Here is a 24,649-nt window from a genome sequence, read left to right as displayed (position 1 = left end):
ACCGGAGGTTTCGACCCATGGCGCGTGCGTCGGGCAGATCGACAGGGATGCTCGAGAAAAACGGCTCGACCGGCGCGGGATCACGCGCGGCCTTCCGAGCGACCTTGGCCCTCGCGATGCTCGTGCTCGCGCCTTTTGCCGTGGTCTTCGCCGCGTGCTCGGCCGAAGCACCGCTCGGGGCGCGGCCTGGGGAAGGGGGCAGCGGCGGCAGCGGCGGCACTGGCGGCAGCGGCGCCGGCCCGATCGTGGGCCCCTGCGTGGATGGCCAAGAGCGCGACTGTCACCTCACGATCGGCGAGCAAAACGGGATCCTCACCTGCCTCGACGGCACGCAAGCGTGCGTCGAGGGCACGTGGGCCCCTTGCGCCGAGGGCACCATCTCCTCGCGCATCGCGCCGCCGAAGGCGAAGATCCACGAGACCTCGGCGCGCCCCGACGACGGCGACATCGTCATCCTCAACCACGTCGCGAGCGCTTGCATCAACAACCCCTGCGATCCTTCGTGCCAGGTCTTCGACGAGCAGCCCGACGCTGGCCTCACGCCCGAGGCGGGGGCCAGCATCTACGACTGGCAGAACGGCGACCTCAGCGATTTCCCGAACGGCCTCGTGAACAAGGGCCTGAAGGAGCCGTGCTCGCAGGCGAGCGACTGCCAGTTCAACATGCAGTGCGAGAGCCCGAGCTCGAACACGTGCTCGCACCACAAGTGCTCCATCGGCGAGGGGCTCTACCCCGATTGTGATCCGTGCGTGAAGTCGATCTGCACCGCGGATCCGACCTGCTGCCTCATCCCGTACGCCGGCACGTGCGCGCACGACCCGTGCGTGACGGGCGTCGGCTTGAAGAAGACGTGCAGCACCTGCGTGAACACGGTCTGCACGGCGAACCCGAGCTGCTGCACCGGCACGTGGACGCAGGCTTGCGTGGACGCCTTCGCCGTCGCTTGCCCGAAGAGCTGCGCCGGGGTGCAAGGGAACTGGACGCCGAGCTGCGTCGACAAGGTCTACAGCCTCTGCGGCGCCGAGTGCAAAACCGACCCGCCCTGCACGCACAACAAGTGCTACTCGGGCGCCGCGCTGAGCGCCGCTTGTGATCCGTGCGTCGCGACGATCTGCCAGGCGAGCCCCTCCTGCTGCACGACGAAGTGGGACAACCTCTGCGTCGACAAGGTCAAGACGCTCTGCAACGAGACCTGCCCCGCGAAGGGCGTGTGCACGCCGTGGCTGCCCGGCGAGACCGACCCGAACTGCGCGGGCGTCGACCTCGCCGTCGGCGTCCCGTGCAACGGCGTCGTGCCCGTCTGCAACCACGGGAAGACCGCGGCCCCCACGGGCATCCGCCTCGTGCACTTCCCGGCGAACTCGCAGCAGTACCCGAAGTGCGCGCCCGACCAGACGCAGCCCAACATGATGGAGTGCCTCACGCAGGAGCCCATCCCGCCCGGCAAGTGCATCAACGTCGACGCGAACGCCTGCGGCCTCGGCAACGGCAACCGCGAGATCATGATCAACCCGCCGAAGAAGACGGCGGCGAGCCCCTACGTCACCGAGTGCTTCTGCGAGAACAACTGGTCGCTCTCGAGCGGCGGCAACGCCTGCGAGGCGCCCGATTGCTCCTCCGTCACGAGCCGGACCATCCGCCCCGTGAACATGTTCGTCCAGTTCGACCGCTCCGGCTCGATGACGACGAACGACCGCTGGGGCAAGACCACGGGCGCGCTGAAGGCGTTCTTCCAGGACCCGGCCTCGGCCGGCATCGGCGTCGCGTTGCGCTTCTGGGAGCACTTCAAGCCGGTCACCGGCTGCGACGACACGAACTGCAGCATCGACGCGTGCGCGGTCCCGCTCGTCACGCTCGGCAAGCTCACGACCGCGTCGGCGCCCACCGACACGCAAGAGCAGAAGCTCGTCACCGAGATCAACAACACCACGCCGGCCGCCGACACGCCGCTCCTGCCCGCGCTCGCCGGCGCCGAGAAGTGGGCCAAGGCCTACCAGCTCGCGAACCCGAACCAGCAGACCGTCGTCGTCTTCGTCACCGACGGCTACCCGAACTCCTGCGGCAGCGACGCGACGACGATCGCGGCCTACGCCGAGGACGCGTTCACGAACGCCGGCGTGCTCACCTACGCGATCGGCATCCAGGACGCGAACGTGTCGCTGATGAACCTCATCGCGCAGAAGGGCGGCACGTCGACCGCGTTCTTCGTCACCGACCAGGGCGACGCGCAGCAGCAGATGCTCTCCGCGCTGCTCGAGATCAAAGGCGACGTCGTCGCGTGCGAGTTCGATCTCCCGAACGCGGGCCTCTTCGATCCGACGGCCGCGACGGTCACGTTCATGCCCGCAGCGGGCGCGGCCGTGGCCTTCCCCAAGGTCCTGAACCAGGCCGCGTGCGGCACGGGCTGGTACTACGACACCCCGCAGAACCCGAAGAAGATCTTCCTCTGCCCGACCACGTGCCAGACGGTGCTGAACTCGGCCGGCGCGACGATCGACGTCGAGCTCGGCTGCCCGGGCGCGTACACCTCCACGACGTTCACGCACGTCTACGAAGCCAAGTGCCCCACGGGGTCCCAGGTGCAGTGGGGCTACTTCGCCTACGACAGCGTCACGCCCGGCGACGCGAACCTCGCCTTCGCCGCGCGCACCGCGGACACGGCGGCGGGCCTCACGGGCGCGTTCACCTCACTCGCGACGGCGAAGGCCTCGCCCGTCGACACGCAGCTCTGCACCATGGCCGGCCCCTCGCCGTGCCCGATCGACATGTACAAGACGCTCGGCACGCCCGGCGCGCGGCAGTCGTTCCTCGAGTTCTCCGTCACGTTCAACCCGACGACCAACAAGGGCGCCGCGCCGACCCTCAACGGCTGGGAGATCACGTACTCGTGCGTCGACAGCGAATGACCTCGCGCCTCGGGCCTCTCGCCGTGCTCTTCGGCCTCACGCTCGTCGCGTGCGGCGACGACAAGCTCCCGCCGCGCCCCACCACGACCACGTCGAGCTCCTCCGGCAGCGGCGGACAAGGCGGCGACGGCGGGCAAGGCGGCACGGGCGGCATCGGCGGGCAAGGCGGTACGGGCGGCGTCGGCGGACAGGGCGGACAGGGTGGCGCGGGCGGCAGCCCTCCCGCGCCCGTCTGCGGCGACGGGAACTTGAACCCCGAGATCGGCGAGGAGTGCGACGACGGAAACCCCGGCGGCGCCGACCTCTGCGACGCGAACTGCAAGCTCGTCACGAGCGAGATCGAGCCGAACAACACGGCCGCCCAGGCGAACACGTGGAGTTCGCCGTGGGGCGCGCAGATCACGCCGGCCGGCGACGTCGACGTCGTCTCGTTCAACCTCCCCGCGGCGGCGAGCCTCGTCGTCGAGACCCGCGACACCGGCGACGGCGCGTGCGCGAAGTCCGAGCTCGATACGTTCGTCGAGATCCTCGGCTCGAACGGCGCCACCGTGCTCGCGAGTGACGACGACGCGGGCGAGGGCTACTGCGCGCGCGCCACGCTCTCCTTCGCCGACGCGGGCCTGTACTACGCGCGTGTCACGGCCGCGCCCGCCTTCCCGAACGCGACCTTCCCCTACCGCCTCGTGATCGACACGTTCACCAACACCTGCGGCGACGGCGTGCGCACGCCCGGCGAGCAGTGCGACGACGGCGGCACGACCGCGGGGGATGGATGCAGCCCGACCTGCATGCTCGAGATCCACGAGAGCGAACCAAACGACACGATCGCCCAGGCAGACGTCTTCACGAGCGGCTGGCAGGCGATCCTCTCGCCCGTCGCGGACGCCGACTACGTGTCTGTCCAGGTCGCGACGAACGGCGCCACGATCACCGCGCAGACCCACGACGCCGGCCTCGGCGGCTGCGCGATGAGCACGCTCGACACGGTCGTCACGATCTTCAACGCCATGGGCAACACGCTCGTCACGAACGACGACGCGCTCGGCTACTGCTCGCTCGCCAAGGCGGAGAACGTCGCGGCCGGCACGTACTTCGTGCGCGTCACGGCGGGCGGCCGCGCCTCGGATCCGAGCTACTACGGCCTCTCCGTCCTCGTCACGACCCCCTGACTTGACCGCCGGAAGCCCCGGCGTAAGGCTCGCGTCGTGCCTCAGCGCCAGCGTTACCTCTTCGTCTGCGTGAACCGCCGCCCCGACGGCACCCCCAAGGGCTCGTGCGCGCAGCGCAGCGCCGTCGAGATCCACGCGGCCCTCAAGGACGGTCTCAAGGACCGGGGCCTCGCGAAGACCGAGGTGCGCGCCTGCACGTCGAGTTGCCTCGACGTCTGCTGGGCCGGCCCGGTCATCGCCGTCGAGCCCGACGGCTACTTCTACGGCCGCGTCACCCTGGAGGACGTCCCCGAGCTGCTCGAATCGCTCGCGAACGGCACCCGCGTCGAGCGACTCGTTTTGCCCTCCAACGATTTTGACGAGAAGACCGCTGCGCCTCCCCTCCCCGCGCCGAAGTCCAAGCCGGCGGAGGGCCAGGAGCCGTGAGCGGCTTCGAGTTTCGCGAGACGATGGCGGGCAGCTACCACCGCGTGGACGAGCCGCACGTCGAGCGACCTCTCTCGTTCACGATCCGCGCCCGCAGCGCGCCGCTCCTCCGGTTCCTTCGCCGCCCCGAGGTCGAGATCGAGGGCGCGATCGACGCCCCGGGCCTCGCGGGTCACCGCTACCTTCGCGGCACCCTCGGCATGGATCTCCTCCGCACGGGCACGCTCCCCTACGCGTTCCACTTCCAGGGCGACGACGACAAACCCTACGTCTTCGAGGGCCAGAAAGACGTCTCCCTCAAAGAGCTGCTCGAATCGATGACCGTCTTGCCCGGCGCCATCAAGACCGAAGAAGGCGCCCTCATCGCCCGCGCGCTCCTGCGCTTCGACGCGCGCAGCGACCTCGTCAAATTCTTGAGGAGCTTCCGGCTCTCTCGCTGACCCATTGGAGGACAAACGATGCGACGGCTCGATCCCAAGGCGAGCGTGGTGCTCGTCGTCGACGTGCAGGACAAACTCGCCGCGGCGATGCCCGAGGACCGCATGAAGGACCTCGTCCGCGCCGCCACGGTGCTGCTCGAAGCGGCCGACTTGCTCGGCGCGCGCGTGCTCGCCACCGAGCAGTATCCCGCGGGCCTCGGCCGCACGATCGCCCCGATCGGCGACAAGCTCCGCGCCATGAACGCGCCCGTCGTCGAGAAGATCGACTTCTCCGCCTGTGACGAGCGTGGCTTCGAGCGCGCGTGGGCGTCGATCGGCGCGCCGCGCACCGCGATCGTCCTCGGCATGGAGACGCACGTCTGCGTCATGCAGACCGTGCGCGAGCTCGCCACGCGTGGCACCAGCGTGCACGTCGTCGCCGACGGCGTCGCCTCGCGCCGCGACGATCACCGCGCCATCGGCCTCGATCTCTGCCGCAACGCCGGCGCCACGATCACCACGATGGAGACCGTCGTCTTCGACTGGCTCGGACGCGCAGGGACGGACGCCTTCAAAAAGCTCTCGAAGCTGATCCGCTGACACCCTGGCAATCGGACATCCTGGCACCAGCTCATCCCGTCGATTTTCGTGATCCCAGCTACCTCGCCTTTGCCAAGTTGACGAACCGTCAGACCACGTGGACACCGTGCCTCACGGCGTGACATGTTGTCGCCATGGTTGACGAGCTGTCAGGATCTTCGACGCCCGCGCCTCCCGAGGCGAAGGCGGGGGCCGACGCGCCCACCGTGCTCGTGGTGGACGACGAGCCCAGCAATCTTGCTTCCATCGAGAAGATTTTTCAGCGCGACGGCATGCGCGTCCTCACCGCGCCGTCGGCCCGCGCGGCGCTCGACCTCCTTCGGGGCCACCGCGTCGAGGTCGTCCTGACCGACCTGATGATGCCCGGCACCAGCGGCATCGAGCTGCTCCGCGCGATCAAGCAGCTCGCCCCCGATACCGAAGTCGTCCTCATGACGGCCTACGGCACCGTCGAGACGGCCGTCCAGGCCATGCGCGAGGGCGCCTACGACTTCGTCGAAAAGCCCCTCAAGCGGATGACGATCATCAAGAGCGTCCGCAAAGCCGCGGAGCGCCGCTCCCTCGTCGCCGAAAACCGCTCCCTCCGCCAGGAGCTCAAGCTCCTGACGAAACGCGAGATCATCGGATCCAGCCCCGCGCTTCGGCGTGTCCTCGACGTCGCCACGCAGGCCGCGCCCTCCTCGGCCACCGTGCTCGTCCTCGGCGAAAGTGGCACCGGCAAGGAGCTCGTCGCTCGTTACATCCACGACCACAGCGCGCGCCGCCACGGGCCTTTCGTCGCGGTCAACTGCTCCGCGATCCCCGAGACCATCCTCGAAGCCGAGCTTTTTGGCCACGAGCGCGGCGCCTTCACCGGCGCATTCGCACGCCGCGAAGGCCGATTCGCCAAGGCCGCGGGCGGCACCCTCTTCCTCGACGAGATCGGCGAGCTCAGCCCCTCCGTTCAGGTCAAGCTCCTGCGCGTCCTGCAGGAAAACGAATACGAGCCCATCGGCGGCGATACCGTCCGCGCCGACGTTCGAATCGTCGCTGCCACGAACAAAGATCTTCGCGCCGAGATCGCAGCGGGCCGCTTCCGCGAGGACCTCTTTTATCGTCTGAACGTCATCGCCATCACGGTTCCTCCGCTTCGGGCGCGCCGCGAGGACATCCCCCTGCTCGTCGACCATTTCCTCGGCGTCTACTGCGCGAAGAACAATCGCGGCCGCCTTGAAGCCCCACGCGAGGTCATCGCGCGCCTGCTCGACTACTCGTTCCCGGGAAACGTCCGCGAGCTGGAGAATGTGATCGAGCGCGCCGCCGTGCTCTGCCGCGGCGAGAAATTGTCCGTCGAGGACCTCCCCGAGTCGATCCGCGAGAGCCTCGCGGCCGCGCCCGAGACGATCACGTTCTCGGTCGGCACGCCGCTCGACGAGGTCGAACGCCGGCTCATCCGGGAGACCTTGCGGTACGCCCATGGCGACAAATCCGTCGCCGCCCAGCTCCTCGGGATCTCCACCCGCACGATCTATCGCAAGCTCGGAGAGATCGAGGGTTGATCACCGGGAAGACCGGCGCTCCCCCGGCGCTTGAAAATCCGATTGTCACTTTGGCAATCCTCGCCGCCCCCACCCTCCCCCCTTCGCCACGTTGTCGATCGTGGCCTTCCCGCGCGAAAAAAGGGGCGGGAAGCGCTAGGATCGGGGCTGGCACGTCTCTCGCTAGTACGGAGCTGGGCTCATGGGACTCGACGCGATCCTGAAGCGCTACTTTCCCGCGGTCATCTGCCTCTTGATCGCCTCCGCCGCCTATTTCCAGGCGTCCGGAATGGGCGAGCTCGTCGCCGGCAGCGTGCTGCTCGATCCGTCGTCGATGCCGCCGCCTCCGCCGCCGCCCAAGAGTGGCGCGCCGCACACGAGCTCCGGACAGGAGCGTTCGGTCAACGCCGCGCCGATCCTGGGCCGCAATCCGTTCGACTCGATCACGGGCCCACTCGACGGCAAGCCCGTCGAGCTCCCGAGCGCGTCCGAGGCGCCGCCGCCCGACAACAGCGATCCCTATAACGATCCCGTCTGCGACGTCGGCAAGGTCCTTTTGATCACGCAATCGGAGGATCCCGATTGGTCGTTCGCGGCCATCGCGGGCTCGGACGGCAAAGCGACGCTCCGTCGGCGCGGCGACGACGTCTCGGGGCACCAGATTTACTGGATCGGCTGGGATCGCGTGTGGCTCATGAGCGGCAGCTCGCGGTGCCAGATGCAGGTGCACGGCGAGCCGCCGAAGAAGATCGCCGCCGCGCCGAGCGCGACGACCACGCCGGACGCGCCGAAGCCGAAAGGCAAAGGGAAAGGCGTCCCCAAGGAGATCGCGGACAAGATTCACAAGGTCAGCGAGAACCAGTTCGACATCGAGCGCTCGGTCGTCGACCAGATCCTGGAGAACCAAGCGGAGCTCATGCGGTCGGCGCGCATCGTACCCGAAAAGGAGGGCGACAAGGTCGTCGGGATCCGGCTCTTCGGCGTGCGCCCGGAATCGCTGCTCGGTACACTCGGCCTCGAGAATGGCGACCGCCTCCAGTCCATCAATGGCTTCGAGATGAGCGACCCGCAAAAAGCGCTCGAGGCATACGCGAGGCTCCGCACCGCGGACAAGCTCCAGGTGAGCGTCAATCGGCGTGGCAAGCCGATGAACATCGACTTCAACATCAAGTGACCAGGACGAACGGTTCCGCGACGAACGGCATCGAGACGGGAGACCGAGGGATGGCCAAGCTCAAGCTGCCTGCATTCAACGAGGGGAGCCTGCTCCAGCGAACGCTGCTCTACGTGGGCACGTTCGTCGTGGGCTCGATCGGCTTCGTCGCCCTCGCGAGCCTGCTCGTCGTGACGATCGCGAAATCGGTCCTGCCCGCCCGGGGTGAAACGAGCGAGGCGAGCGAATCGAGCTCGGACAAACCGGCCGAGGTCGCCGCGGCCACGCCGGGGAAGCCCACCAGCAAGATCCCGCGCCCGAAGCGGAGCAAATCGGCCGCCCCGGCCGAACCGCCCGCCGAAGCCACGCCCTGACGTCTTTCCGTAGCGAATGACCGAATCGAATTCGAGGATCATGAACACGCCTTACAGAAACTCCCGGCTGGGAAGGTTTGGCTTCGGCTTCGCGGCGCTGCTTTGCGCCTCCGCGCCTGCGATCGTGTCCGCGCAGAATGGTCCGCCGCGCGGCGCCCCCGTCCTCAAGACGCCCGGCGCGCGTCCCCAGCCTGCCCCGAATGCCGGCGCGCCCGCCGCGGCGGCGCCCGCCGGCGCTGCGGGCGGCCCGAATACGGGTGCTCCTCCCGGCTTCCCGCCCGGCCCGCCGCCGCGCGCGGCCTCGCCCTTCGGCCCCGCGCCCGTCGTCGGCGAAGATCCCATGGCCGGCGTCAAGCAGGGGCCGAAGGAAATCGATTTCAAGCCGCGGAATGGCAATTTCATGGTCTCCTTCAACCTGGAGGAGGCCGACCTCAACGAGCTCGTCAAGGCCATCAGCAACATCACGGGCCGGCGCTTCATCTATGGCGGCAAGCTCCGCCAGATCAAGGCCACCGTGTATTCGCCGGACAAGGTCACGGTGCAGGAGGCGTACAGCGCGTTCCTCTCGATCCTCGAGACGAACGGCCTCACCGTCATTCCGCACGGCCGCTTCCTCAAGATCGTCGAGACGCCCGGCGTCGTCTCGCAGACGACGCCCATTTACGGCGCCGGCACCGCCGTCCCCGCCGAGGATCGTTTCCTCACGCGCATGTATCGCGTCGCCAACGTCGATCCGAACGAGGCCGCGAACGTCCTCGGGAAGTTCAAATCGAAGGAAGGCGACATCACGGTCCACCCGTCCGGCAATCTCATCATCATGACGGACACGGGCTCGAACGTGCAGCGCATGATCCGCATCCTCGAGGACATCGACGTCGGCGGCGCGGGTGATCAGATCTGGTTCGAGCCGATTCATTATGCCGGCGCGAACGACGTCGCCATGAAATTGAACGAGATCCTCGATCTCAAGCCGGGCGGCAGCAAGGCCGGGGGCAAGGCCGGCGCGGCGGGCGGCGGCGGCGGCGCAGGCGGCGCGCGGATCCTCGCGGACGACCGCACGAACTCGCTCGTCATCACGGCCAATCAGCCCGATTACATGCGCCTCCTCGAGCTCATCAAGCGCATGGACGTCCCGCAATCCGGCGACGGGCAAATGCACGTCTTGCCGCTCCAGCACGCCGGTTGCAAGGACCTCTCGGGCACCCTCAATCAGCTCCTCGGCGGCTCGGCCGGCGCCGGTGGTGGTGCCGCGGCCGGCGGTCGCCGCGGCGCGCAGGCGGCCCCGCCCGTCCCCGGCTCGACCGAGGACATTTTCGAGGGCCAGGTCAAGATCACCTGCGACGAGGGCTCGAACAAGCTCGTCGTCACCTCCTCGCTCCGCGATTACGCCGCGCTTCGCAGCGTCATCGACGAGCTCGATCAGCCGCGCCGCCAGGTCTTCATCGAGGCCGTCATCATGGACGTGAACGTCGACCGCACGAACGACGTCGGCGTCCGCTGGCACATGGGCGCGCCCGTGCCCACCAGCATCGACCAGACAACCGGCCCCGGCTTCGTGTACGGCGGCAACGACGCGCTCAACTCCATACTCGCACCGCAATCGGTCGCGACCCAGCTCGGCGCCTTCGCGCTCGGCGTCCGCGGGCCGACCATCAACAATGCGGCGGGCCTCCTCGGCACGGGCGTTACGATCCCGGCGTTCGGCGTCATCATGCACGCGATGGCGACCGACTCCGATTCGAACGTCCTCGCCACGCCGCACATCCTCGCGACGGACAACATCCCCGCCACGATCGAGATTGGCCAGAACATCCCCCTCCAGACGAACGTCGGCGGCAGCCTCGGCGGGCTCGCGAGCGCGGCGGGCGGCGCGGCGGGCGCGGCGGGTGGCCTCGGCGGCCTCGGCCTGCTCGGCGGCCTCGGCGGTTTCGCGGCGCCTCGCCAGGACGTCGGCACGAAAATCGAGGTCACGCCGCACGTCAACGACTCCGATCAGGTCCGCCTCGAAATCACGGAGGGCATCTCCGAGGCCGGCGCGCCGCAAGGCCAGCTCGGCGCCATTCCGATCATCAAGCGCCAGGCGAAGACCACGCTCGTCGTCCGCGACCAGCAGACCGTGGTCATCGGCGGCCTCATGCGCGACGCCGTCACGAATTCGCGCACGAAGATCCCGATCCTCGGCGACATCCCCGTCCTCGGCGCGCTCTTCCGCACCACGAAAAAGACCACGCAGAAGACGAACCTCCTGCTCGTCCTGACCCCGTACATCATTCGTGATCAGGAGGACCTCCGGGCGATCTTCGAGCGCAAGATGCAGGAGCGGCAGGAGTTTCTCGATCGGTACTTCGTCTTCGGCGACTCGGAGTGGGAGCCCCCGAAGGATTACGCGCGCGCCAATGGCCTCGTCGAGGACATCCGGCAATCGCAGCTCAAAATGGCGGAGCGGGCGCGGCTCGAAGAGGAGGCCAAACCCAAGGGCCCGCGCTCGCATGAGCCCGGACAACCCATTGCGGTGCCGAGCATCGCCGTCCGCGGCGGCGACGACGGCGGCGGGGCCGTGCAGACCGCGACGCCGCCGGCGGCAGCGGGCGGCAATGCCCCGGCTGCGCCCACCCCGCGACGCCGCCCGGCCGGCGGCACCACCCCGAGGCCCGTGGAGCGCGTGGAATAAATATGAACCCGGTCGCCCGAGAAGAATACGTTGGCGAGATCCTGGTCCGCCACGGCGTGGTCGACGCGCAGAAGCTCGCGCCGCTCTTCGAGACCGTGCGCGAGCGCGGCCAGACGCTCACGGAGCTCCTCGTCTCCTCGAACCTCGCGGGCGAGGAGAAGATTGCACGCGCCCTCGCGACCGAGATGGGCCTCGATTTCGTGCCGAAGATCGACGTCGATCAGGTCAAGTTCGACGTCGCCTCGCGCCTGCCCATCATGTATGCGAAGCAGCGCTTCATCCTCCCCATTTTCGAGGATGAGCAGACCGTACACGCGGTCGTCGCCGATCCGCTCGACACGCTCGCGGTCGACGACGTCCGCGCGATCTTCGCGAAGCCCGTGGAGATCTCGGTCGCGACGAGCAAACACGTCCTCGACGCGATCAACCGCGTCTGGGAAAAAAGCGACGCGGGCCAGTCGAACCTCGAAGGCGACAAGCACGAGGAAGAAGACAACCTCGTCGACATCATCGACTCGGACGACGACGCGCCGATCATCGCCTGGGTGAACAGCCTCTTCGCGCAGGCCGTCCGCGAGCGCGCGAGCGATATCCACATCGAGCCCGAGGAGCGCGACGTCGTCGTTCGGTATCGCATCGACGGCGAGCTCTACGTCGCGCGCCGCGCCTCGAAGCAGTTCATGGCGCCGATCGTCGCCCGCGTGAAGATCATGGCGAGCCTCAACATCGCCGAGAAGCGCCTCCCGCAGGACGGCCGCATCACGCTGAAGATCGCGGGCAAGAGCGTCGACATCCGCGTCTCCACGGTCCCGACGAGCCGCGGCTTCGAGCGCATCGTCATGCGCCTCTTGCACAAGACGAGCATCCTCCTCGGCCTCGACGATCTCGGCTTCGCTCCGCGCGAGTACGGGATCATGGATCACCTCATCAATCGGCCCGACGGCATCATCCTCGTCACGGGCCCGACCGGCAGCGGCAAGACGACCACACTTTATGCGTGCCTGAACCGCATCAACGATCCGAGCCGCAACATCCTCACGGCCGAGGATCCGGTCGAGTACGAGATCGGCGGCATTCACCAGGTCCACGTCCACCCCTCGATCGGCCTCACGTTCGCGAGCGCGCTCCGCGCCTTCTTGCGCCAGGATCCGGACGTCATCATGGTCGGCGAAATCCGCGACAAGGAGACCGCCGAGATCGCCATTCACGCCTCGCTCACGGGTCACCTCGTGCTCTCGACGCTCCACACGAACGACTCGGCCGCGGCCGTCACGCGCCTCGTCGAGATGGAGATCGAGCCGTTCCTCGTGCGCTCCAGCGTCATCGGCATCCTCGCGCAGCGCCTCGTGCGCATGCTCTGCCAGCAATGCAAGGTCCCGTATCAACCGACGGCGTACGAGCTCAAGCAGCTCGGCCTCGACCCCGAGCGCCTCGCCTGGAAGGCGAAGCGGATCCCGTCGCAGCGGTATTCGGTGCACGGGCTCGAATACGAATACGTCGGGCAGAAAATGGGCGGCTCGCCGGTTTTCTTCAAGCCGGGCGGCTGCGACGCCTGCTTGCAGAAGGGATTCGTGGGGCGGCGCGGGATCTACGAGTTGCTCGTCATCGACGACGCGATCGGCCCGCTCATCCTCAAGAACGCCGACGCGCAGACGGTCAAGCGCGTCGCGATCTCGCAGGGGATGGACACCATGCGCGACGACGGCGCGCGCAAGGTCCTCAGGGGTATGACGACGGTCGAGGAGGTCCTCGCCGCGACCCAAGAGGATATCATCGTAGACGAATAGGGAGGAGCGAGCCGTGGCCGTCTTCGAATACAGAGGCATCCTCGTCGCCACCGGAAAGCCGGTGAAGGGCGTGCGCGACGCGGAGAACGCGAAGGCGCTCCGCGTCCTTCTGCGCAAGGACGGCATCCTTCTCACGACGGCCGCGGAGGAGAAGGCCGCTGCGGCGAAGACCAAGAAATCGATCAACCTCCTCGCCTTCACGCAGCGCCCCTCGACGAACGACGTCGCCGTCGTCACGCGCCAGCTCGCCACCCTGCTCAAGGCGGGCATTCCGCTCTTCGAATCGTTGACGGCCCTCATCGATCAGGTCGAAAAAGAGGCGCTCAAGCGCGCGCTCACCCAGGTCCGCGAGCAGATCCGCGAGGGTACGAGCTTCGCGAAGGCGCTCGAACAGCACCCTTCGATCTTCCCGCCGCTCTACGTGAACATGGTCCGCGCCGGCGAAGCGTCGGGCATGCTCCAGCAGGTCCTCGAGCGCGTCACCGCGTTCCTCGAGTCCCAGGCGAAGCTCACATCGAAGGTCAGCTCGGCGATGGCGTATCCCATCCTGATGGCGATCCTCGGCGTCTCGCTCGTCTCGGTCCTCATGGTCGCGGTCGTGCCGAACGTGACCTCGATCTTCGCGTCGATGGATCAGGCATTGCCCTGGTACACGGCGACGCTCATCGGCACGTCCGATTTCCTCAGCAACTACTGGTGGCTCGTCCTCGGCCTGCTCGCGGGCGGCATCTGGGGCTTCCGTCGCTGGAAGCGCACGCCGGCGGGCCGCCTGAAATGGCACGGCTTTTTGCTGAAGGCGCCCATCGTCGGCAAGCTCGTGCAGATGATCGCGATCGCGCGCTTCTCGCGCACGCTCGCCACGCTGCTCAGCGCCGGCGTCGCGCTGCTCGGCGCGATGGACATCGTGAAGAACGTCCTCGGCAACGCCGTCCTGGAGAAGGTCATCGCCGACGCAATCAGCTCGATCCGCGAAGGCCAGAGCATCGCCGAGCCCTTGAAGCGCAGCGGCCAGTTCCCGCCGATCGTCACGCACATGATCACGATCGGCGAGAAGAGTGGTCAGCTCGAAGAGATGCTGGAGAACGTTTCGAACGCGTACGATCTGGAGGTCGAGATGCGCGTCACCGTGCTCACGAGCCTGCTCGAACCGCTCATGATCGTCTTCATGGGCGGCGCGGTCGGGTTCATCGCGTTCTCGATCCTCATGCCGCTCATCCAGATGTCGAGCTTCGCAGGATAGAAGGGGAATCGGGGCGTGGCGCGTCGCAGGCAGAGGGAGACGACGATCTGGTTCCCGTGGGAGCGGGGCGGCGGGATCCTGCGCGGCCGCGGCATGGCGCGGGCGAAGCTCGTGGGGCTCGCGCTCGGGATGGCCACGCTCTTGCTTCTCCTCGGCGCGCGGGAGCGGCGCAAGACGGGCGTGCGATCCACGATGGCCACGATCAGCGTCGTCCGGACGGGCCTCGACGCGTACCGGGCGGACCACGAGCGAAAGTGCCCCCCGTCGCTCGATGCGCTAAAAGCGGAGAGCTATATCGGGATCGACCCCATCGACGCGTGGGGCAGGCCGCTCCGGCTGGTTTGCCCTGGTCAGAAGGACCCGGAGGGGTACGATCTCACGAGCGACGGGCCGGATGGTGAAATCGGCGGTCTCGACCGCGTGGAGTGAACGGACCATGAAGGTGAAAGCGAATCGAATCCGGAAGTGGAAGCGTGCGGCGTCGCGGGGCGTGACGCTGGTCGAGGTCCTGATCGTGCTCGCGATCATGGCGATCATCGCGGGCGGCGCGACGGCGCTCGTGTTCCCGCGGTACAAGGAGAGCCAGATCCGCGGCGCCGTGCTCAGCGCGGGCGTCATCAAGACCGCGGCGCAGCAGTACATGCACCTCGACAGCATCGGTGGCGGCTGCCCGACGATCAAAGAGCTCGTCGACGGCAAGCACATCGACGCGACGAAGACGGAAGACCCGTGGGGCACGCCCTTCAAGATTCAATGCGACGGCGACGAGATCACGGTGATCTCGGCGGGCCGTGATCGCAAAGAAAACACGCCCGACGACGTCAAGGACGTTTTCAAGGACGCCGACATCAAGCGCGTCGCGGCGCTCTGACGAGGACCCTATCGATGCCGCGCGCCTCCGCCTCTCTCGTGACTTGCCACGCCTCCGCGCGATCGCGCGGTCGGCGTGGCATGACGCTGGTGGAGGTCCTCATCACCCTGGCGATCATGACCCTCGTGACGGGGACGGCGGTGGTCGGGCTCGGGACGCTTCGGCGCGCGCGGCTCAGGCAATCGTCGGTGATGATCGCCAGCGCGGTGCGGGTCGCGTATGGGCACGCCAATGCGATTGGCAAGCCCGTGCGGCTCGTGTTCGATTTCGAGCAGCGGATGGTGATCCTGGAAGAGGGCGCAGGCCAGCTCTCGGTCGACAAGAAGGACAAGACGGGCGGCGCGGCGGCCGCCACGGACATCGAGCAGAAGGCGATGGAGGAGGCGGAGCGGATCGTGAAGGGTCCTCGCGCGCCGCGCCCCTCGTTCACGCCCACGAAGGCGTTTGGATTCGAGCCGCAGGGCGAAAAGCCGGGCAAGGACCTCGCCGACGGCGTGCGATTCCTCTCGATCGACACCTCGCATCAGGAGGAGCCGATCGAGGAGGACCGCGCGTATCTTTATTTCTGGCCCGGGGGGCAGACGGAGCGGGCGGCGATCCAGGTCGTGCTCGGCAATCCCGCGGAGGCGGATCCGGAGCGCGACATCATGACGGTGCTCGTCTCTCCGCTCACGGGCAAGACCTCGCTCCAGAAGGGTCGCGTCGAAATGCAGAGGCCGCGCGACGAATCCGAGGAATCGGAGGCCAGCGATTCCGGTTTCTGAGGGGTTCGGGGAGATCGATATGAAACGGAGAGGATTCACGCTGCTCGAGGTCATGGTCGCCGTCGCGATCCTGGGCCTCGGTCTGACCGCGATCCTCTCGGCGCAGGCGGGCGCGTTCTCGGCCTCGTCCCACGCGCGGAACCTGAGCGTCGCCACCTCCCTCGCCCGCTGCAAGATGGGCGAGGTCGAAGAGCACCTCTTTCGCGAAGGCTTTCAGGAGCTCGAAGAAATCGAGAGCGGCCCTTGTTGCGAGGGCGACGAGACGCCGAACCTCAAGTGCACGTGGAAGATCGAAAAGCCGCAGTTCCCCGAGCCGAAGCCCGGCGAAATGGAGCTCGACACCGGCCTCGATTTCAGCTCGACGCAAAATGGCGGCGCGAATCCCTCGGGCGCCTCGGGCGCCGCGGGCGGGCTCGGCGCGATGGGCGGCCTGCTCGGCCTCGCCGGCGGCGCGACGCCCCCGGCGACGGGCGACCTCGCGGGCGGCGGCCTCGGCGACGTCGCGGGCGCGCTTGGCGGCGCCACGGGCGCGGATGCGCTCGGCGGCATGCTCCAGCTCGTCGGCACGTTCGTGTATCCGGCGCTCAAATCGATCTTCGAGACGAACACCCGCCGCGTCACGGTCACGGTCACGTGGACCGAGGGCTCCCGCGAACATTCGTTCGATATCGTGCAATGGGTGACGAACCCGAAGCCGACGCTCATCACGAACGACGCGCTCGACGCCGTCGAGGCCCAGATGAACCCGACGGGCGGCGGCAATCCCACGGGCGGCGGTAATCCCACGGGCGGAGGCAATCCCACGGGCGGAGGCAATCCGTTCGGGGGCGGCAATCCTTTCGGCGGCGGTGGCCGTCCCACGTTCCCGGGCATGCCCGGGGGAGGCATGGGCCGATGAAGACGCGTCGTCGTGCATCGATTCGTGGCCTCACGCTGCTCGAAGCGATGGTCTCGATCGGCGTCCTCGCCCTCATCGGCTCGCTCATTTATGGCGCGTTCGACGGCATGTCCCGCTCGCGCAAGGGCATCACGGGGATGAACGACCGATACCACCAGGGCCGCGCGGCCATTCAACGCATGTCTCGCGAGATCCAGGCGGCGTTCGTCTCGAAGCACGGCGATTACACGAACAGCTCCACGATGATCTCGCAGCAGGTCCGCAAGACCGGGTTCATCGGCCAGGACGAGGGCACGTTCGATCGCCTCGATTTCACCTCCTTCGCGCACCGCCGCCTCGCCCGCGACGCGCACGAGTCCGATCAATGCGAGATCGGCTATTTCGGCGCGCGGAACGACGCCGGCACGATGGACCTCGTCCGGCGCGAGGACAAATACCTCGACATGGAGCCGCAAAAGGGCGGCGTCGTGAATGTCCTCGTCGAGGACGTGCAGAGCTTCGACATCCAGTATTTCGACGCCACCATCTCCGAATGGGTCGACACCTGGGACACGACGCAGGTCACGGGCCAGCCGTGGCGCCTGCCCCAGCAGGTCCTCATCACGCTCGTGCTGAATGGCGGCCCCGGCGGCAAGCCGATCGTCCTTCGCTCGCGCGTCTCCCCCGCGATGCAGCTCGCCCTCGATTTCGCGAACTGAGCCATGAACGAGCCGAACCGCGAAAAGGAGGCCAGGAAGCTCCGCCGGCGAAAACGAGAGCGCCGCGGCGTCGCGCTGCTCATGGTGCTCGGCGCGATCACCGTGCTGACGGTGTTTCTCACCGAATTGCAGCAGGAGACGACCTCCGAGCTCGCCGCCGCGCTCGCGGACCGCGACGCGCTCAAGGCCGAATACCTGGCGAAGAGCGCCGTGAACCTCTCGCGCCTGCTCATCGCCTCCGAGCCGACGATCCGCACGAGCGTCCCTCTTCCGTTGCCCTTCAAGCAACTCCCCGTCTGGGAGTTCACCGACATCGCGCTCGGCCCCTTCAATGACGAGACCGGAATGGCCACGTTCGGGGGAATGCTCGGCGTCGATACCACGCAGGGCAAGGGCCTCGGCATCACGGGCGGCTCGTTCACGGTCAAGATCGTCGACGAGGATTCGAAGATCAACGTCAACCGGGCCGCGCCGATCCCGGACATCGATCTCGAACGATTGCTCGTCAGCCACATGCAGGGCCCGCAATACGCGCCGATGTTCGATGGCACGGACCCCGACGGCCAGTATTCGACGATGCAGACGATCTGCGGCGCCCTGACCGATTGGGCCGATCAGGACGAGAACCTCTCGACGTGTTACGTCGGCTCGCAGGCCCAAGGCTCCACGGGCGCCGAGGACAACTATTACCAGACGATCGGCCTCGAATATCGCCGCAAGAACGCCGCGTACGACTCGCTCGAAGAGCTGCGCCTCATCCGCGGCGTCGGCGACGACTTCTGGGCGACGTTCGTCGAGCCGAACCCGGACGATCCGAAATCACGCACGCTCACGGTCTGGGGCCAAAAAGCGGTCAACGTGAACACGGCGAACCCGCAGACCCTGCTCGCCGCGGCTTGCTCCGTCTGCTCGGGCGGCGCGGGCGCGACACAATCGAACGCAACGCAGGGCATTCCCCTTTGCACCGACCCGACGATCCAGGCACAGTTCCTCGGCCTCCTCGGCGTCCTCAAGACGTTCCCGATCCCCATTTTCTCCAAGCCCGCCGATTTCCCCAATCTCCTCAAGACGGGCACCGTCCCCGGGCCGCTCGGCGCGATGCTCGGGCCGATGCTCACGCCGCTGCTCACGCAGGCGGGCCTGCCGTGCGGGCTCAACGCGGGCGCGACCAAGCAATTCACCGTCACGAGCAAGGTCTTCAGCATTTACGCCGAGGGCGTCGTCCCCGGCCGCAAGCGCACGACGCGCGTGCGCGTCCACGCCGTCGTGGACACGCGCGGCGTCGATCCGCTCACGGGCGGCACGGCGACCGGCTCGACGTCCGCGCAGGGACTCACGCAGGGGGCGGCCGCGGGAGGCTCGACCTCGGCCGGCGGCACGGCCACGGGCAGCGTCGTCGATCCGCTGACCGCGCTCGCCACGAACCCGCTCGGCAAGATCGTCTATTATCGCATCGATTAGGTTTCCTCGAGAGAGCATCACGATGTCCAAAATTCTCGGTATCGACGTCGGCAAAGCGGTGGTGAGGGTGGCGCTCCTGCGCCTCTCGTACCGCAAGATCACGCTCGAGGCCCTCGGCGAGGCGCCCGTCACCGGCCTCGAAATCGACGCCGTCCGCGCCGCCGTGGGCAGCCACAAGGCCGACGCGATCTCGATCGCGATCTCGGGCGAGCGGACGTTCTTCCGGTCGATCGACATGCCGACCTCGGCGCTGAAGGAGATCGACAACGTCCTGCCGTTCGAGCTCGAATCCCTGATCCCGTTCGAGATCACGGACGCGGTGTTCGATTACCGCATGGACAAGAACCCGGGCGGCGACACCGTGCCGATCTTCGCGGCCATCGCGCGCATCGAGGACGTGAAGCAGCGCATCGACGCCGTGCGCGAGGCCCTCGGCATGGAGCCCGAGCGCGTCGGCACGGGCGCGCTGCCGCTCGCGAACCTCGCGGGCGTGATGCCTGAAATTGAAAAACCGTTCGGCAAAGAGGCCGCCGCGGGCGAGGCGGCGCTGCCCGTCGCGATCCTCGATCTCGGCGAGGCCACGAGCGACATCGTGATCCTGCGCGGCGGCGACCCCGTCTTCGCGCGCACGCTCTCGCGCGGCACGCTCGGTTTGCCCGGGAGCGCGCCCGCGCTCTCGCGTGAATTGCGACAAACCCTGGCGGCCTGGCGCGCCTCGGGCGGCAGCCCGCTCGCGGGCATGTACCTCGTCGGCGGCGGGGCGAGCGCGCAGGGCGCGGAGGCGTATCTCGCGACCGAGCTCGGCATCACGATCCTGCCCTTGCCGAAGCCACGCCTCGAAGGCGTCACGGCCGAGCAAGAATCGATGCTCCCGCGCTTCGCGAAGGCCATTGGCCTCGCGATGGGCCTCGCCGGCAAGGCGCGCGGCCTCAACCTGCGCCAGGGCGACCTCGCGGCCGCGCGCAGTTATCCTTTCCTCCGCGAAAAAATCCCGCTCCTCGCGGGCCTCGCCGCCGCGGTCGTCGTGAGCTTCGGCTTCAGCCTGCTCGCCCAGCACCGGAGCCTCTCGGCCGAGAAGGAGATGCTCCTCTCGCGGCTCGAAACGGCGACGGGCGACGTGTTCGACGAGGAGACGAAGGAGCCGGAGAAAGCGCGCAGCATGCTCGACAAGGGCCCCGGCAGCGCCGACGAGGACCCGCTGCCGCGCGCGGACGCATTCGACGTCATGGTGAAGCTCTCGGAGGTCGTGCCCAAGGAGATCACGCACGACGTCCTCGAGTTCGACGTGAACCGCGGCCACGTCTCGATTCAAGGCACGGTCCCTTCGATCCCCGACGCGCAGGCGATCGCGGACAAGATGAAGGAGCACAAGTGCTTCAAGGAAGTAAAGATCAGCCGCACGGCCCAGTTCAGCGAGGGCAAACAGAAATACGTGCTCGAGCTCGACGTGAAGTGCGACGATAAGAAGAAAAAGACGACGACGAAATCCTCGGGCGCCGCTGACACGGCGGACTCGTCCTCGCCCGCGGCCGGCAAGGAGGAAGGCAAGTGACGTTCGCGGAGCGCCTGGACAAACTTGAGCCGCGCGAGCGCAAGCTGCTCGGCGTCCTCGCCGGCGTCGTGGCGGCGCTGCTCGTGCTCGCGATGCCGATCTACGCCTGGAGCGCCGTGAGCTCGTCGCGCACCGAGAACGACGAGATCCGCGCCCTCATCGACGAGGTCTACAAAGCGCGCCTCTCGGTCGCCGAGCGCAAGGCGAAGCAAGACGCGCTGCTCGCGCGTTACGGCCGCCCCGCCCCCGCGCTCGCCGGCTTCATCGAGGACGCCGCGAAGCAGAACGGGATCACGATCGCGGACGCGCAGGACAAACCCGAGGTCCCGCACGGGAAGAAGTACTCTGAGCGGCTCACCGTGGTGAAGATGCACAAGGTGGGTATGCTGGCGCTGGTGAAGACGATCGAGCGGATCGAGCAATCGGGCCACGCCGTCGCGGTGACGCGCCTCAACATCCGCCCGCGCGCCGGCGAGCCGGACTCGTACGAGGTGGAGCTCGGCGTGAGCGCCTACGACCGCAAGCCGGACGCGAAAGAAAAAGACAAGGACAAGGGCGAGCCGAAGGATACGGCCGAGGAGGAAAAGACCCCGTGAAGGCCCGTCTCCTGCGTATCGCAAAATTCCTCGCCTACCCGGCGCTTTATTGCTTGTGCCTCGGGCTCTTCTTTTATCTGGCCTTCCCCTGGGATCGCTTGAAGGACCGCCTCGTCGCCGAGTTCCAGGCCGCGCAAAAAGGCAAGAGCGCGGGGCAACGGCTGGAGATCGACGAGCTCGATTCGTACTGGTTCACGGGCGTCGAGGCGACGGGCGTCCGGCTCTACCTGCCCCCGAGCGACGACACGTCGTCGAGCTCCTTCAGCAGCAGCGCCGACAAGGACAAACCCGCCCCGAAGGAGAGCGTGATCGAGGTCGAAGAGGTGGAGGCGCGGCTGCAGATCCTGCCGCTCTTCCTCGGCCGCGTGCGCATCAAGTTCTGGGCGAAGGCCTTCGACGGCGAGGTCAAAGGCACGGTGCCCGTGGGCGGTTCGAGCGGGCCCGTGGAGGTCGAGCTCGAAGGCGTGAACCTCGCGAAGGTCGACGTGATCAAGGACTTCCTCGGCGTGCCGGTGAAAGGCGTCGCGAAGGGGACGTTCGAGCTCACGGCCGAGGGCGGGAAGTTCAGCAAGGCAAACGGCGCGCTCGACCTGACGATCGCCGAGATGGTCGTCGGCGACGGGAAGTCGAAGATCAAAGGCCAGATCGCGCTGCCCGAGGCGAAGCTCGGGGACCTCGTCATCGCGGCCGAGGCGAAGGAAGGCGTCCTCAAGGTCACGAAGCTCGAAGCCAACGGCACCGACATCGAGCTCGCGGGCGACGGGAAGGTGAACGTGCGCGAGCCGTGGAACAGCTCGGCCGCCGACCTCTACGTGCGCTTCAAGTTCACCGACGCCTACCGCAACAAGAGCGACCTGACGAAGTCGCTGCTCGGCGCGCCGGGCTCGAGCGCGCCGTCGCTCTTCGAGCTGGCCGATCCGAAGATCAAGAAGGCCAAGCGGCAGGACGGATTCTACGGCTGGCACGCGCACGGCGCGCTGTCGCGGATGAAGTTCGATCCGCACTCGACCGACGGGCCGGCCGCAGGTCGTGGCCGCGGCAAGGGCGACTCACCGTTCCCGTCGAAGAAGTCCGGTTTGCCCCTGGGCACGTCGACGGTGAAGGACAAGGGCGACGAAGAGCCCGCGCGCGCGCCCGCCGCCCCGGAGCCGAAGCCCGTGGAGCCGCCGCGCGAGGCACCCCCGCCGCCGGAGCCCGCGGACAAACCCGCCCCGGCGGGCGAGCCCGCGCCCGCGATGCCACCCGAAGAGCTGCCCCCGGCCCCCGCCCCGCGAAACCGGGGCCAAGCCGAGCCCGAATGAACGATTGAAGCGAAAACGCCGGGCCCCTTCTCCAGGGCGCCCGGCGTTTCTCTTTGGAGCCGATCCGATCAGTTGATCGGCATGCCCTTCGCCTCACCTTGCTGCATCTCGTGGGTCTTGGGGTCGTACTTCGAGGTGCACTTCGCCATGACGAGCGTGGCCTCGAATTCGGCCGCCGACTTGAGCGAACCCTCGACGGTGACCTGCACGCCGCCGGTCGGTACGTCGCGGAACGTGTCGGGAATGACGCACTGCGGATATCGAACGGGCAAGGTCTGCTTGCCGTCCTTGCCATGAATGGTGAAGCGATACTCGCAAGGCTTGTCGCGCTTTTCGAGGGTGCCCGGCACGAGCTCCCCCTCGACGCGGACCTTGCGGCCCATCAGTTTGTCCTGCTGCGAGAGGAGCTGATCGACGGGCGTCGCGTAAATGGCCGCTTCCTTGAAGCCGAACATGAAGAGGCCGACCAGCGCGCCGCCCATGACGAGCAGCGTGACCAAGAGGCCCATGCTGCTGTTCTTCGGCCGCGCCTTCTCGGCCGGCTGGGGCACGGTGAGGGGCGGCATCACCGCCGGCCCGTCGTCGTCCCGTCCAATCCCCGCAGCCTGCGCGAGCTCCTCGTCCAGCTTCTTGCTCATGACAAGCTCAGGGTAGCGAACCTTTCCGGGCAGGTCGAGGGGCAGGAAAGGAAAGCAGGGCGGGGGTAGGTACCTCCGCCCTGCTTCTCGGATGTGGAGCCGAGCCCCGGCTGCTTCTAGTCCTGGCGCTTCTGCTGGCCGCTCTGCACCCCCTCCTGGCCCCACTGGCGCACGAAGGCGCGCGTCTGGTTACGCAGGTTGGGCACACCACTCGCGTCCTGGGCGAGCAGGAGGATACGAATCTCGTTGCCCTGCTCGATCAGGCCCGAGCGGCCCGCCATCTGGCCGAGATCGAAGAGCGCGCAACGCTCCGCCGCGCTGGTGGGCCGCGCCGCGTGCTGCTCGCCGGAAGGCGGGCTCATCGTGTACGCGATGTGGATCGCATCGCCGCGCAAGGTGGAGAGGTCCACGCCCGCCTTGGGGCTCGCGATGATCGCGACGCCCCCCTCGATGTCCTCGACGCGAAGGTTCGAGTGCTGGACGAGCGAGGAGCACATCTCCTGCTCGCTCATCATGCCCATGCCCGCTTGTCCGCCCTGGCCCTGCCCCGCCTGGCCCTGGCCCCACTGCCCCGCCTGGCCCTGGCCATACTGCCCCGCCTGGCCCTGACCGTAGTACGGGCTCGGTTGCCCCTGCTCCGCGGGAGCAGCGGCCTCGAAGGCCGGCGTCGGGCGCTGCTGCGCACTCTGCGCGGGTTTCTCGCCGCGCCCGCATCCCACGCCGAGGGTCATGAGGGCCGCGGCACCGAGCATCGTGAGCTGCATGGTCTTCGTCATCGAAAGTCCTCCTGAGAGGTAGAGGCATCGCCTCCGAACGCGGGGAGGCACTCGAAAGAAAGCCCCTCGCGATCCGGAAAACCCCCCTGCCGTTCGTCGGACATTGCAGCCGACGTGCCCTCGAGCACGTACGGCGCGGACACTCCACGAGCGGCACGGCGTGCACGCGGCCACCGTCCAGGGACACGACGCGCTCGTGCTGCTCTTCCTGCACGCCCGGCAAAGTCCGCGTTAAGGTGGGCGCGATCGTGGCGCGCCTCCCCCTCTCTCGTCGTGTGCAAAAAGGCCCGAGTTTTCTGCTGCTCTGGCTGCTCGTCGGAAGCTCTGCCTGCTCGGGCGCGAGCGTACGTGACAGGCAGCAGCCGAGCGGGGGAAAGCAACCAAGCGAGCAACGTGCGCCGGCAGGGGGGACGCCGAGCTCGGCCGCGGGCGCGCAGGTGACGCGTTTGCCGCTGGGCGCAGCGGAGGAGGCGGGCCTGCCGATGTCGGTGGAGCCGGTGTTCGGGGAGGCGGCAGCGCTGCTCGTGTCGCAGGCGGCGGGCGAGCCCGAGGGGTATGTGCGGTGGGTGGAGGAATCCGGTCGGATGGGGCCGATCGTGCGGCTCGTGAATGAAAACGTGGTGCTTGCGTTTGCGCGGAGCGACGGGAAGCGGGCGCTGGTGACGTCGGCGGGCGGGGATCGGCTGTGTTTGTCGGTGTTCGAGAAGGCGTCGGAGGTGGCGGAGATCCGCGGGTGTGAGCGGGTCGGGGACGTGAAAGCGATTGCGGTGAGCGGGGAGCGGGTGGCTTTGATCTCGGTGGAGGCGGTGGGGGCGAATGCGGGGTCGGGGGA

General features: G+C 67.8%; 23 protein-coding genes. 21 read left to right on the top strand and 2 right to left on the bottom strand.

Annotated elements, in window-relative coordinates:
- Nucleotides 1–17 precede the first annotated feature (17 nt).
- The 20 genes from E8A74_RS38050 (at nucleotide 18) to gspN (ending at nucleotide 22,403) form a co-directional block, all read left to right on the top strand.
- Nucleotides 18–2,906, top strand: coding sequence for a vWA domain-containing protein (locus tag E8A74_RS38050; protein ID WP_136934011.1), 2,889 nt, complete (start codon nucleotides 18–20; stop codon nucleotides 2,904–2,906).
- Nucleotides 2,888–4,075 (top strand): pre-peptidase C-terminal domain-containing protein, encoded by a 1,188-nt coding sequence (locus tag E8A74_RS38045; RefSeq protein ID WP_136934010.1) that lies wholly within the window; start codon nucleotides 2,888–2,890, stop codon nucleotides 4,073–4,075. Before E8A74_RS38050 ends, E8A74_RS38045 begins: the two co-directional genes overlap by 19 nt.
- A gap of 36 nt (nucleotides 4,076–4,111) precedes the next feature.
- Nucleotides 4,112–4,501 carry a (2Fe-2S) ferredoxin domain-containing protein gene (locus E8A74_RS38040; RefSeq protein WP_136934009.1) on the top strand — a complete coding sequence of 130 codons (390 nt, stop codon included), beginning with the start codon at nucleotides 4,112–4,114 and terminating at the stop codon, nucleotides 4,499–4,501.
- A complete protein-coding gene (locus E8A74_RS38035; RefSeq protein ID WP_136934008.1) occupies nucleotides 4,498–4,941 on the top strand; it encodes a hypothetical protein in 444 nt (147 codons plus the stop codon). The genes E8A74_RS38040 and E8A74_RS38035 overlap by 4 nt, the downstream gene beginning before the upstream one ends.
- Nucleotides 4,942–4,959: 18 nt before the next feature.
- Nucleotides 4,960–5,520, top strand: coding sequence for an isochorismatase family protein (locus E8A74_RS38030; RefSeq protein ID WP_136934007.1), 561 nt, complete (start codon nucleotides 4,960–4,962; stop codon nucleotides 5,518–5,520).
- 134 nt (nucleotides 5,521–5,654) lie between these two features.
- Nucleotides 5,655–7,058, top strand: coding sequence for a sigma-54-dependent transcriptional regulator (locus tag E8A74_RS38025; RefSeq protein ID WP_136934006.1), 1,404 nt, complete (start codon nucleotides 5,655–5,657; stop codon nucleotides 7,056–7,058).
- 181 nt (nucleotides 7,059–7,239) lie between these two features.
- The gene (gene gspC, locus E8A74_RS38020; protein WP_136934005.1) at nucleotides 7,240–8,211 is read left to right on the top strand and encodes a type II secretion system protein GspC; all 972 of its coding nucleotides are present in this window, start codon (nucleotides 7,240–7,242) and stop codon (nucleotides 8,209–8,211) included.
- Nucleotides 8,208–8,564, top strand: coding sequence for a hypothetical protein (locus E8A74_RS38015; protein WP_170229681.1), 357 nt, complete (start codon nucleotides 8,208–8,210; stop codon nucleotides 8,562–8,564). Before gspC ends, E8A74_RS38015 begins: the two co-directional genes overlap by 4 nt.
- A gap of 40 nt (nucleotides 8,565–8,604) precedes the next feature.
- Nucleotides 8,605–11,235, top strand: a complete 2,631-nt coding sequence (gene gspD, locus E8A74_RS38010) for a type II secretion system secretin GspD (RefSeq protein WP_136934003.1) — start codon at nucleotides 8,605–8,607, stop codon at nucleotides 11,233–11,235.
- A gap of 2 nt (nucleotides 11,236–11,237) precedes the next feature.
- A complete protein-coding gene (gene gspE, locus E8A74_RS38005; protein ID WP_136934002.1) occupies nucleotides 11,238–13,022 on the top strand; it encodes a type II secretion system ATPase GspE in 1,785 nt (594 codons plus the stop codon).
- 13 nt (nucleotides 13,023–13,035) lie between these two features.
- Nucleotides 13,036–14,262, top strand: coding sequence for a type II secretion system inner membrane protein GspF (gspF, locus tag E8A74_RS38000; protein WP_136934001.1), 1,227 nt, complete (start codon nucleotides 13,036–13,038; stop codon nucleotides 14,260–14,262).
- A 15-nt stretch (nucleotides 14,263–14,277) separates the two neighbouring features.
- A complete protein-coding gene (locus tag E8A74_RS37995; protein WP_136934000.1) occupies nucleotides 14,278–14,691 on the top strand; it encodes a type II secretion system protein GspG in 414 nt (137 codons plus the stop codon).
- Nucleotides 14,692–14,698: 7 nt separating this feature from the next.
- A complete protein-coding gene (locus E8A74_RS37990; protein WP_136933999.1) occupies nucleotides 14,699–15,133 on the top strand; it encodes a type II secretion system protein in 435 nt (144 codons plus the stop codon).
- 14 nt (nucleotides 15,134–15,147) lie between these two features.
- Nucleotides 15,148–15,897 carry a pilus assembly FimT family protein gene (locus E8A74_RS37985; protein WP_136933998.1) on the top strand — a complete coding sequence of 250 codons (750 nt, stop codon included), beginning with the start codon at nucleotides 15,148–15,150 and terminating at the stop codon, nucleotides 15,895–15,897.
- A gap of 19 nt (nucleotides 15,898–15,916) precedes the next feature.
- Entirely contained in the window at nucleotides 15,917–16,795 is an 879-nt protein-coding gene (locus E8A74_RS55690) for a type IV pilus modification PilV family protein (RefSeq protein WP_269749915.1), read from the top strand.
- Nucleotides 16,792–17,493 (top strand): type II secretion system protein GspJ, encoded by a 702-nt coding sequence (locus tag E8A74_RS37970; RefSeq protein WP_136933997.1) that lies wholly within the window; start codon nucleotides 16,792–16,794, stop codon nucleotides 17,491–17,493. Before E8A74_RS55690 ends, E8A74_RS37970 begins: the two co-directional genes overlap by 4 nt.
- 3 nt (nucleotides 17,494–17,496) lie before the next feature.
- Nucleotides 17,497–18,954, top strand: coding sequence for a type II secretion system minor pseudopilin (locus E8A74_RS37965; protein WP_136933996.1), 1,458 nt, complete (start codon nucleotides 17,497–17,499; stop codon nucleotides 18,952–18,954).
- A gap of 22 nt (nucleotides 18,955–18,976) precedes the next feature.
- Nucleotides 18,977–20,506 carry a type IV pilus biogenesis protein PilM gene (gene pilM / locus E8A74_RS37960; protein ID WP_136933995.1) on the top strand — a complete coding sequence of 510 codons (1,530 nt, stop codon included), beginning with the start codon at nucleotides 18,977–18,979 and terminating at the stop codon, nucleotides 20,504–20,506.
- Nucleotides 20,503–21,102, top strand: a complete 600-nt coding sequence (locus E8A74_RS37955) for a type II secretion system protein GspM (protein ID WP_136933994.1) — start codon at nucleotides 20,503–20,505, stop codon at nucleotides 21,100–21,102. The genes pilM and E8A74_RS37955 overlap by 4 nt, the downstream gene beginning before the upstream one ends.
- The gene (gene gspN / locus E8A74_RS37950; RefSeq protein WP_136933993.1) at nucleotides 21,099–22,403 is read left to right on the top strand and encodes a type II secretion system protein GspN; all 1,305 of its coding nucleotides are present in this window, start codon (nucleotides 21,099–21,101) and stop codon (nucleotides 22,401–22,403) included. The genes E8A74_RS37955 and gspN overlap by 4 nt, the downstream gene beginning before the upstream one ends.
- Nucleotides 22,404–22,471: 68 nt before the next feature.
- On the opposite strand, the gene E8A74_RS37945 is transcribed toward gspN, so the two are convergent.
- Both E8A74_RS37945 and E8A74_RS37940 read right to left on the bottom strand, forming a co-directional pair.
- Nucleotides 22,472–23,041 (bottom strand): cytochrome c maturation protein CcmE, encoded by a 570-nt coding sequence (locus E8A74_RS37945; RefSeq protein ID WP_136933992.1) that lies wholly within the window; start codon nucleotides 23,039–23,041, stop codon nucleotides 22,472–22,474.
- Between the two features lie 116 nt (nucleotides 23,042–23,157).
- Complete coding sequence (locus E8A74_RS37940) at nucleotides 23,158–23,817, bottom strand: hypothetical protein (RefSeq protein WP_136933991.1); 660 nt, start codon at nucleotides 23,815–23,817, stop codon at nucleotides 23,158–23,160.
- 248 nt (nucleotides 23,818–24,065) lie between these two features.
- Here E8A74_RS37940 and E8A74_RS37935 point away from each other — a divergent pair.
- The coding region (locus E8A74_RS37935) for a hypothetical protein (protein ID WP_136933990.1) at nucleotides 24,066–24,649 on the top strand (584 nt) is incomplete at its 3' end.

It is taken from the genome of Polyangium fumosum (assembly GCF_005144585.1).
Taxonomy (GTDB): Bacteria; Myxococcota_A; Polyangia; order Polyangiales; family Polyangiaceae; genus Polyangium; species Polyangium fumosum.
Note: the sequence above shows the minus strand (reverse complement) of the source record. Positions and strands in the feature narration are given on the sequence as shown.

Coding starts and splice junctions, on each gene's coding strand:
- E8A74_RS38050 (WP_136934011.1), top strand. CDS start 18: ATGGCGCGTGCGTCGGGCAGATCGACAGGGATGCTCGAGAAAAACGGC.
- E8A74_RS38030 (WP_136934007.1), top strand. CDS start 4,960: ATGCGACGGCTCGATCCCAAGGCGAGCGTGGTGCTCGTCGTCGACGTG.
- E8A74_RS38025 (WP_136934006.1), top strand. CDS start 5,655: ATGGTTGACGAGCTGTCAGGATCTTCGACGCCCGCGCCTCCCGAGGCG.
- gspC (WP_136934005.1), top strand. CDS start 7,240: ATGGGACTCGACGCGATCCTGAAGCGCTACTTTCCCGCGGTCATCTGC.
- gspD (WP_136934003.1), top strand. CDS start 8,605: ATGAACACGCCTTACAGAAACTCCCGGCTGGGAAGGTTTGGCTTCGGC.
- gspE (WP_136934002.1), top strand. CDS start 11,238: ATGAACCCGGTCGCCCGAGAAGAATACGTTGGCGAGATCCTGGTCCGC.
- E8A74_RS37990 (WP_136933999.1), top strand. CDS start 14,699: ATGAAGGTGAAAGCGAATCGAATCCGGAAGTGGAAGCGTGCGGCGTCG.
- E8A74_RS37985 (WP_136933998.1), top strand. CDS start 15,148: ATGCCGCGCGCCTCCGCCTCTCTCGTGACTTGCCACGCCTCCGCGCGA.
- E8A74_RS55690 (WP_269749915.1), top strand. CDS start 15,917: ATGAAACGGAGAGGATTCACGCTGCTCGAGGTCATGGTCGCCGTCGCG.
- E8A74_RS37970 (WP_136933997.1), top strand. CDS start 16,792: ATGAAGACGCGTCGTCGTGCATCGATTCGTGGCCTCACGCTGCTCGAA.
- E8A74_RS37965 (WP_136933996.1), top strand. CDS start 17,497: ATGAACGAGCCGAACCGCGAAAAGGAGGCCAGGAAGCTCCGCCGGCGA.
- pilM (WP_136933995.1), top strand. CDS start 18,977: ATGTCCAAAATTCTCGGTATCGACGTCGGCAAAGCGGTGGTGAGGGTG.
- E8A74_RS37945 (WP_136933992.1), bottom strand. CDS start 23,041: ATGAGCAAGAAGCTGGACGAGGAGCTCGCGCAGGCTGCGGGGATTGGA.
- E8A74_RS37940 (WP_136933991.1), bottom strand. CDS start 23,817: ATGACGAAGACCATGCAGCTCACGATGCTCGGTGCCGCGGCCCTCATG.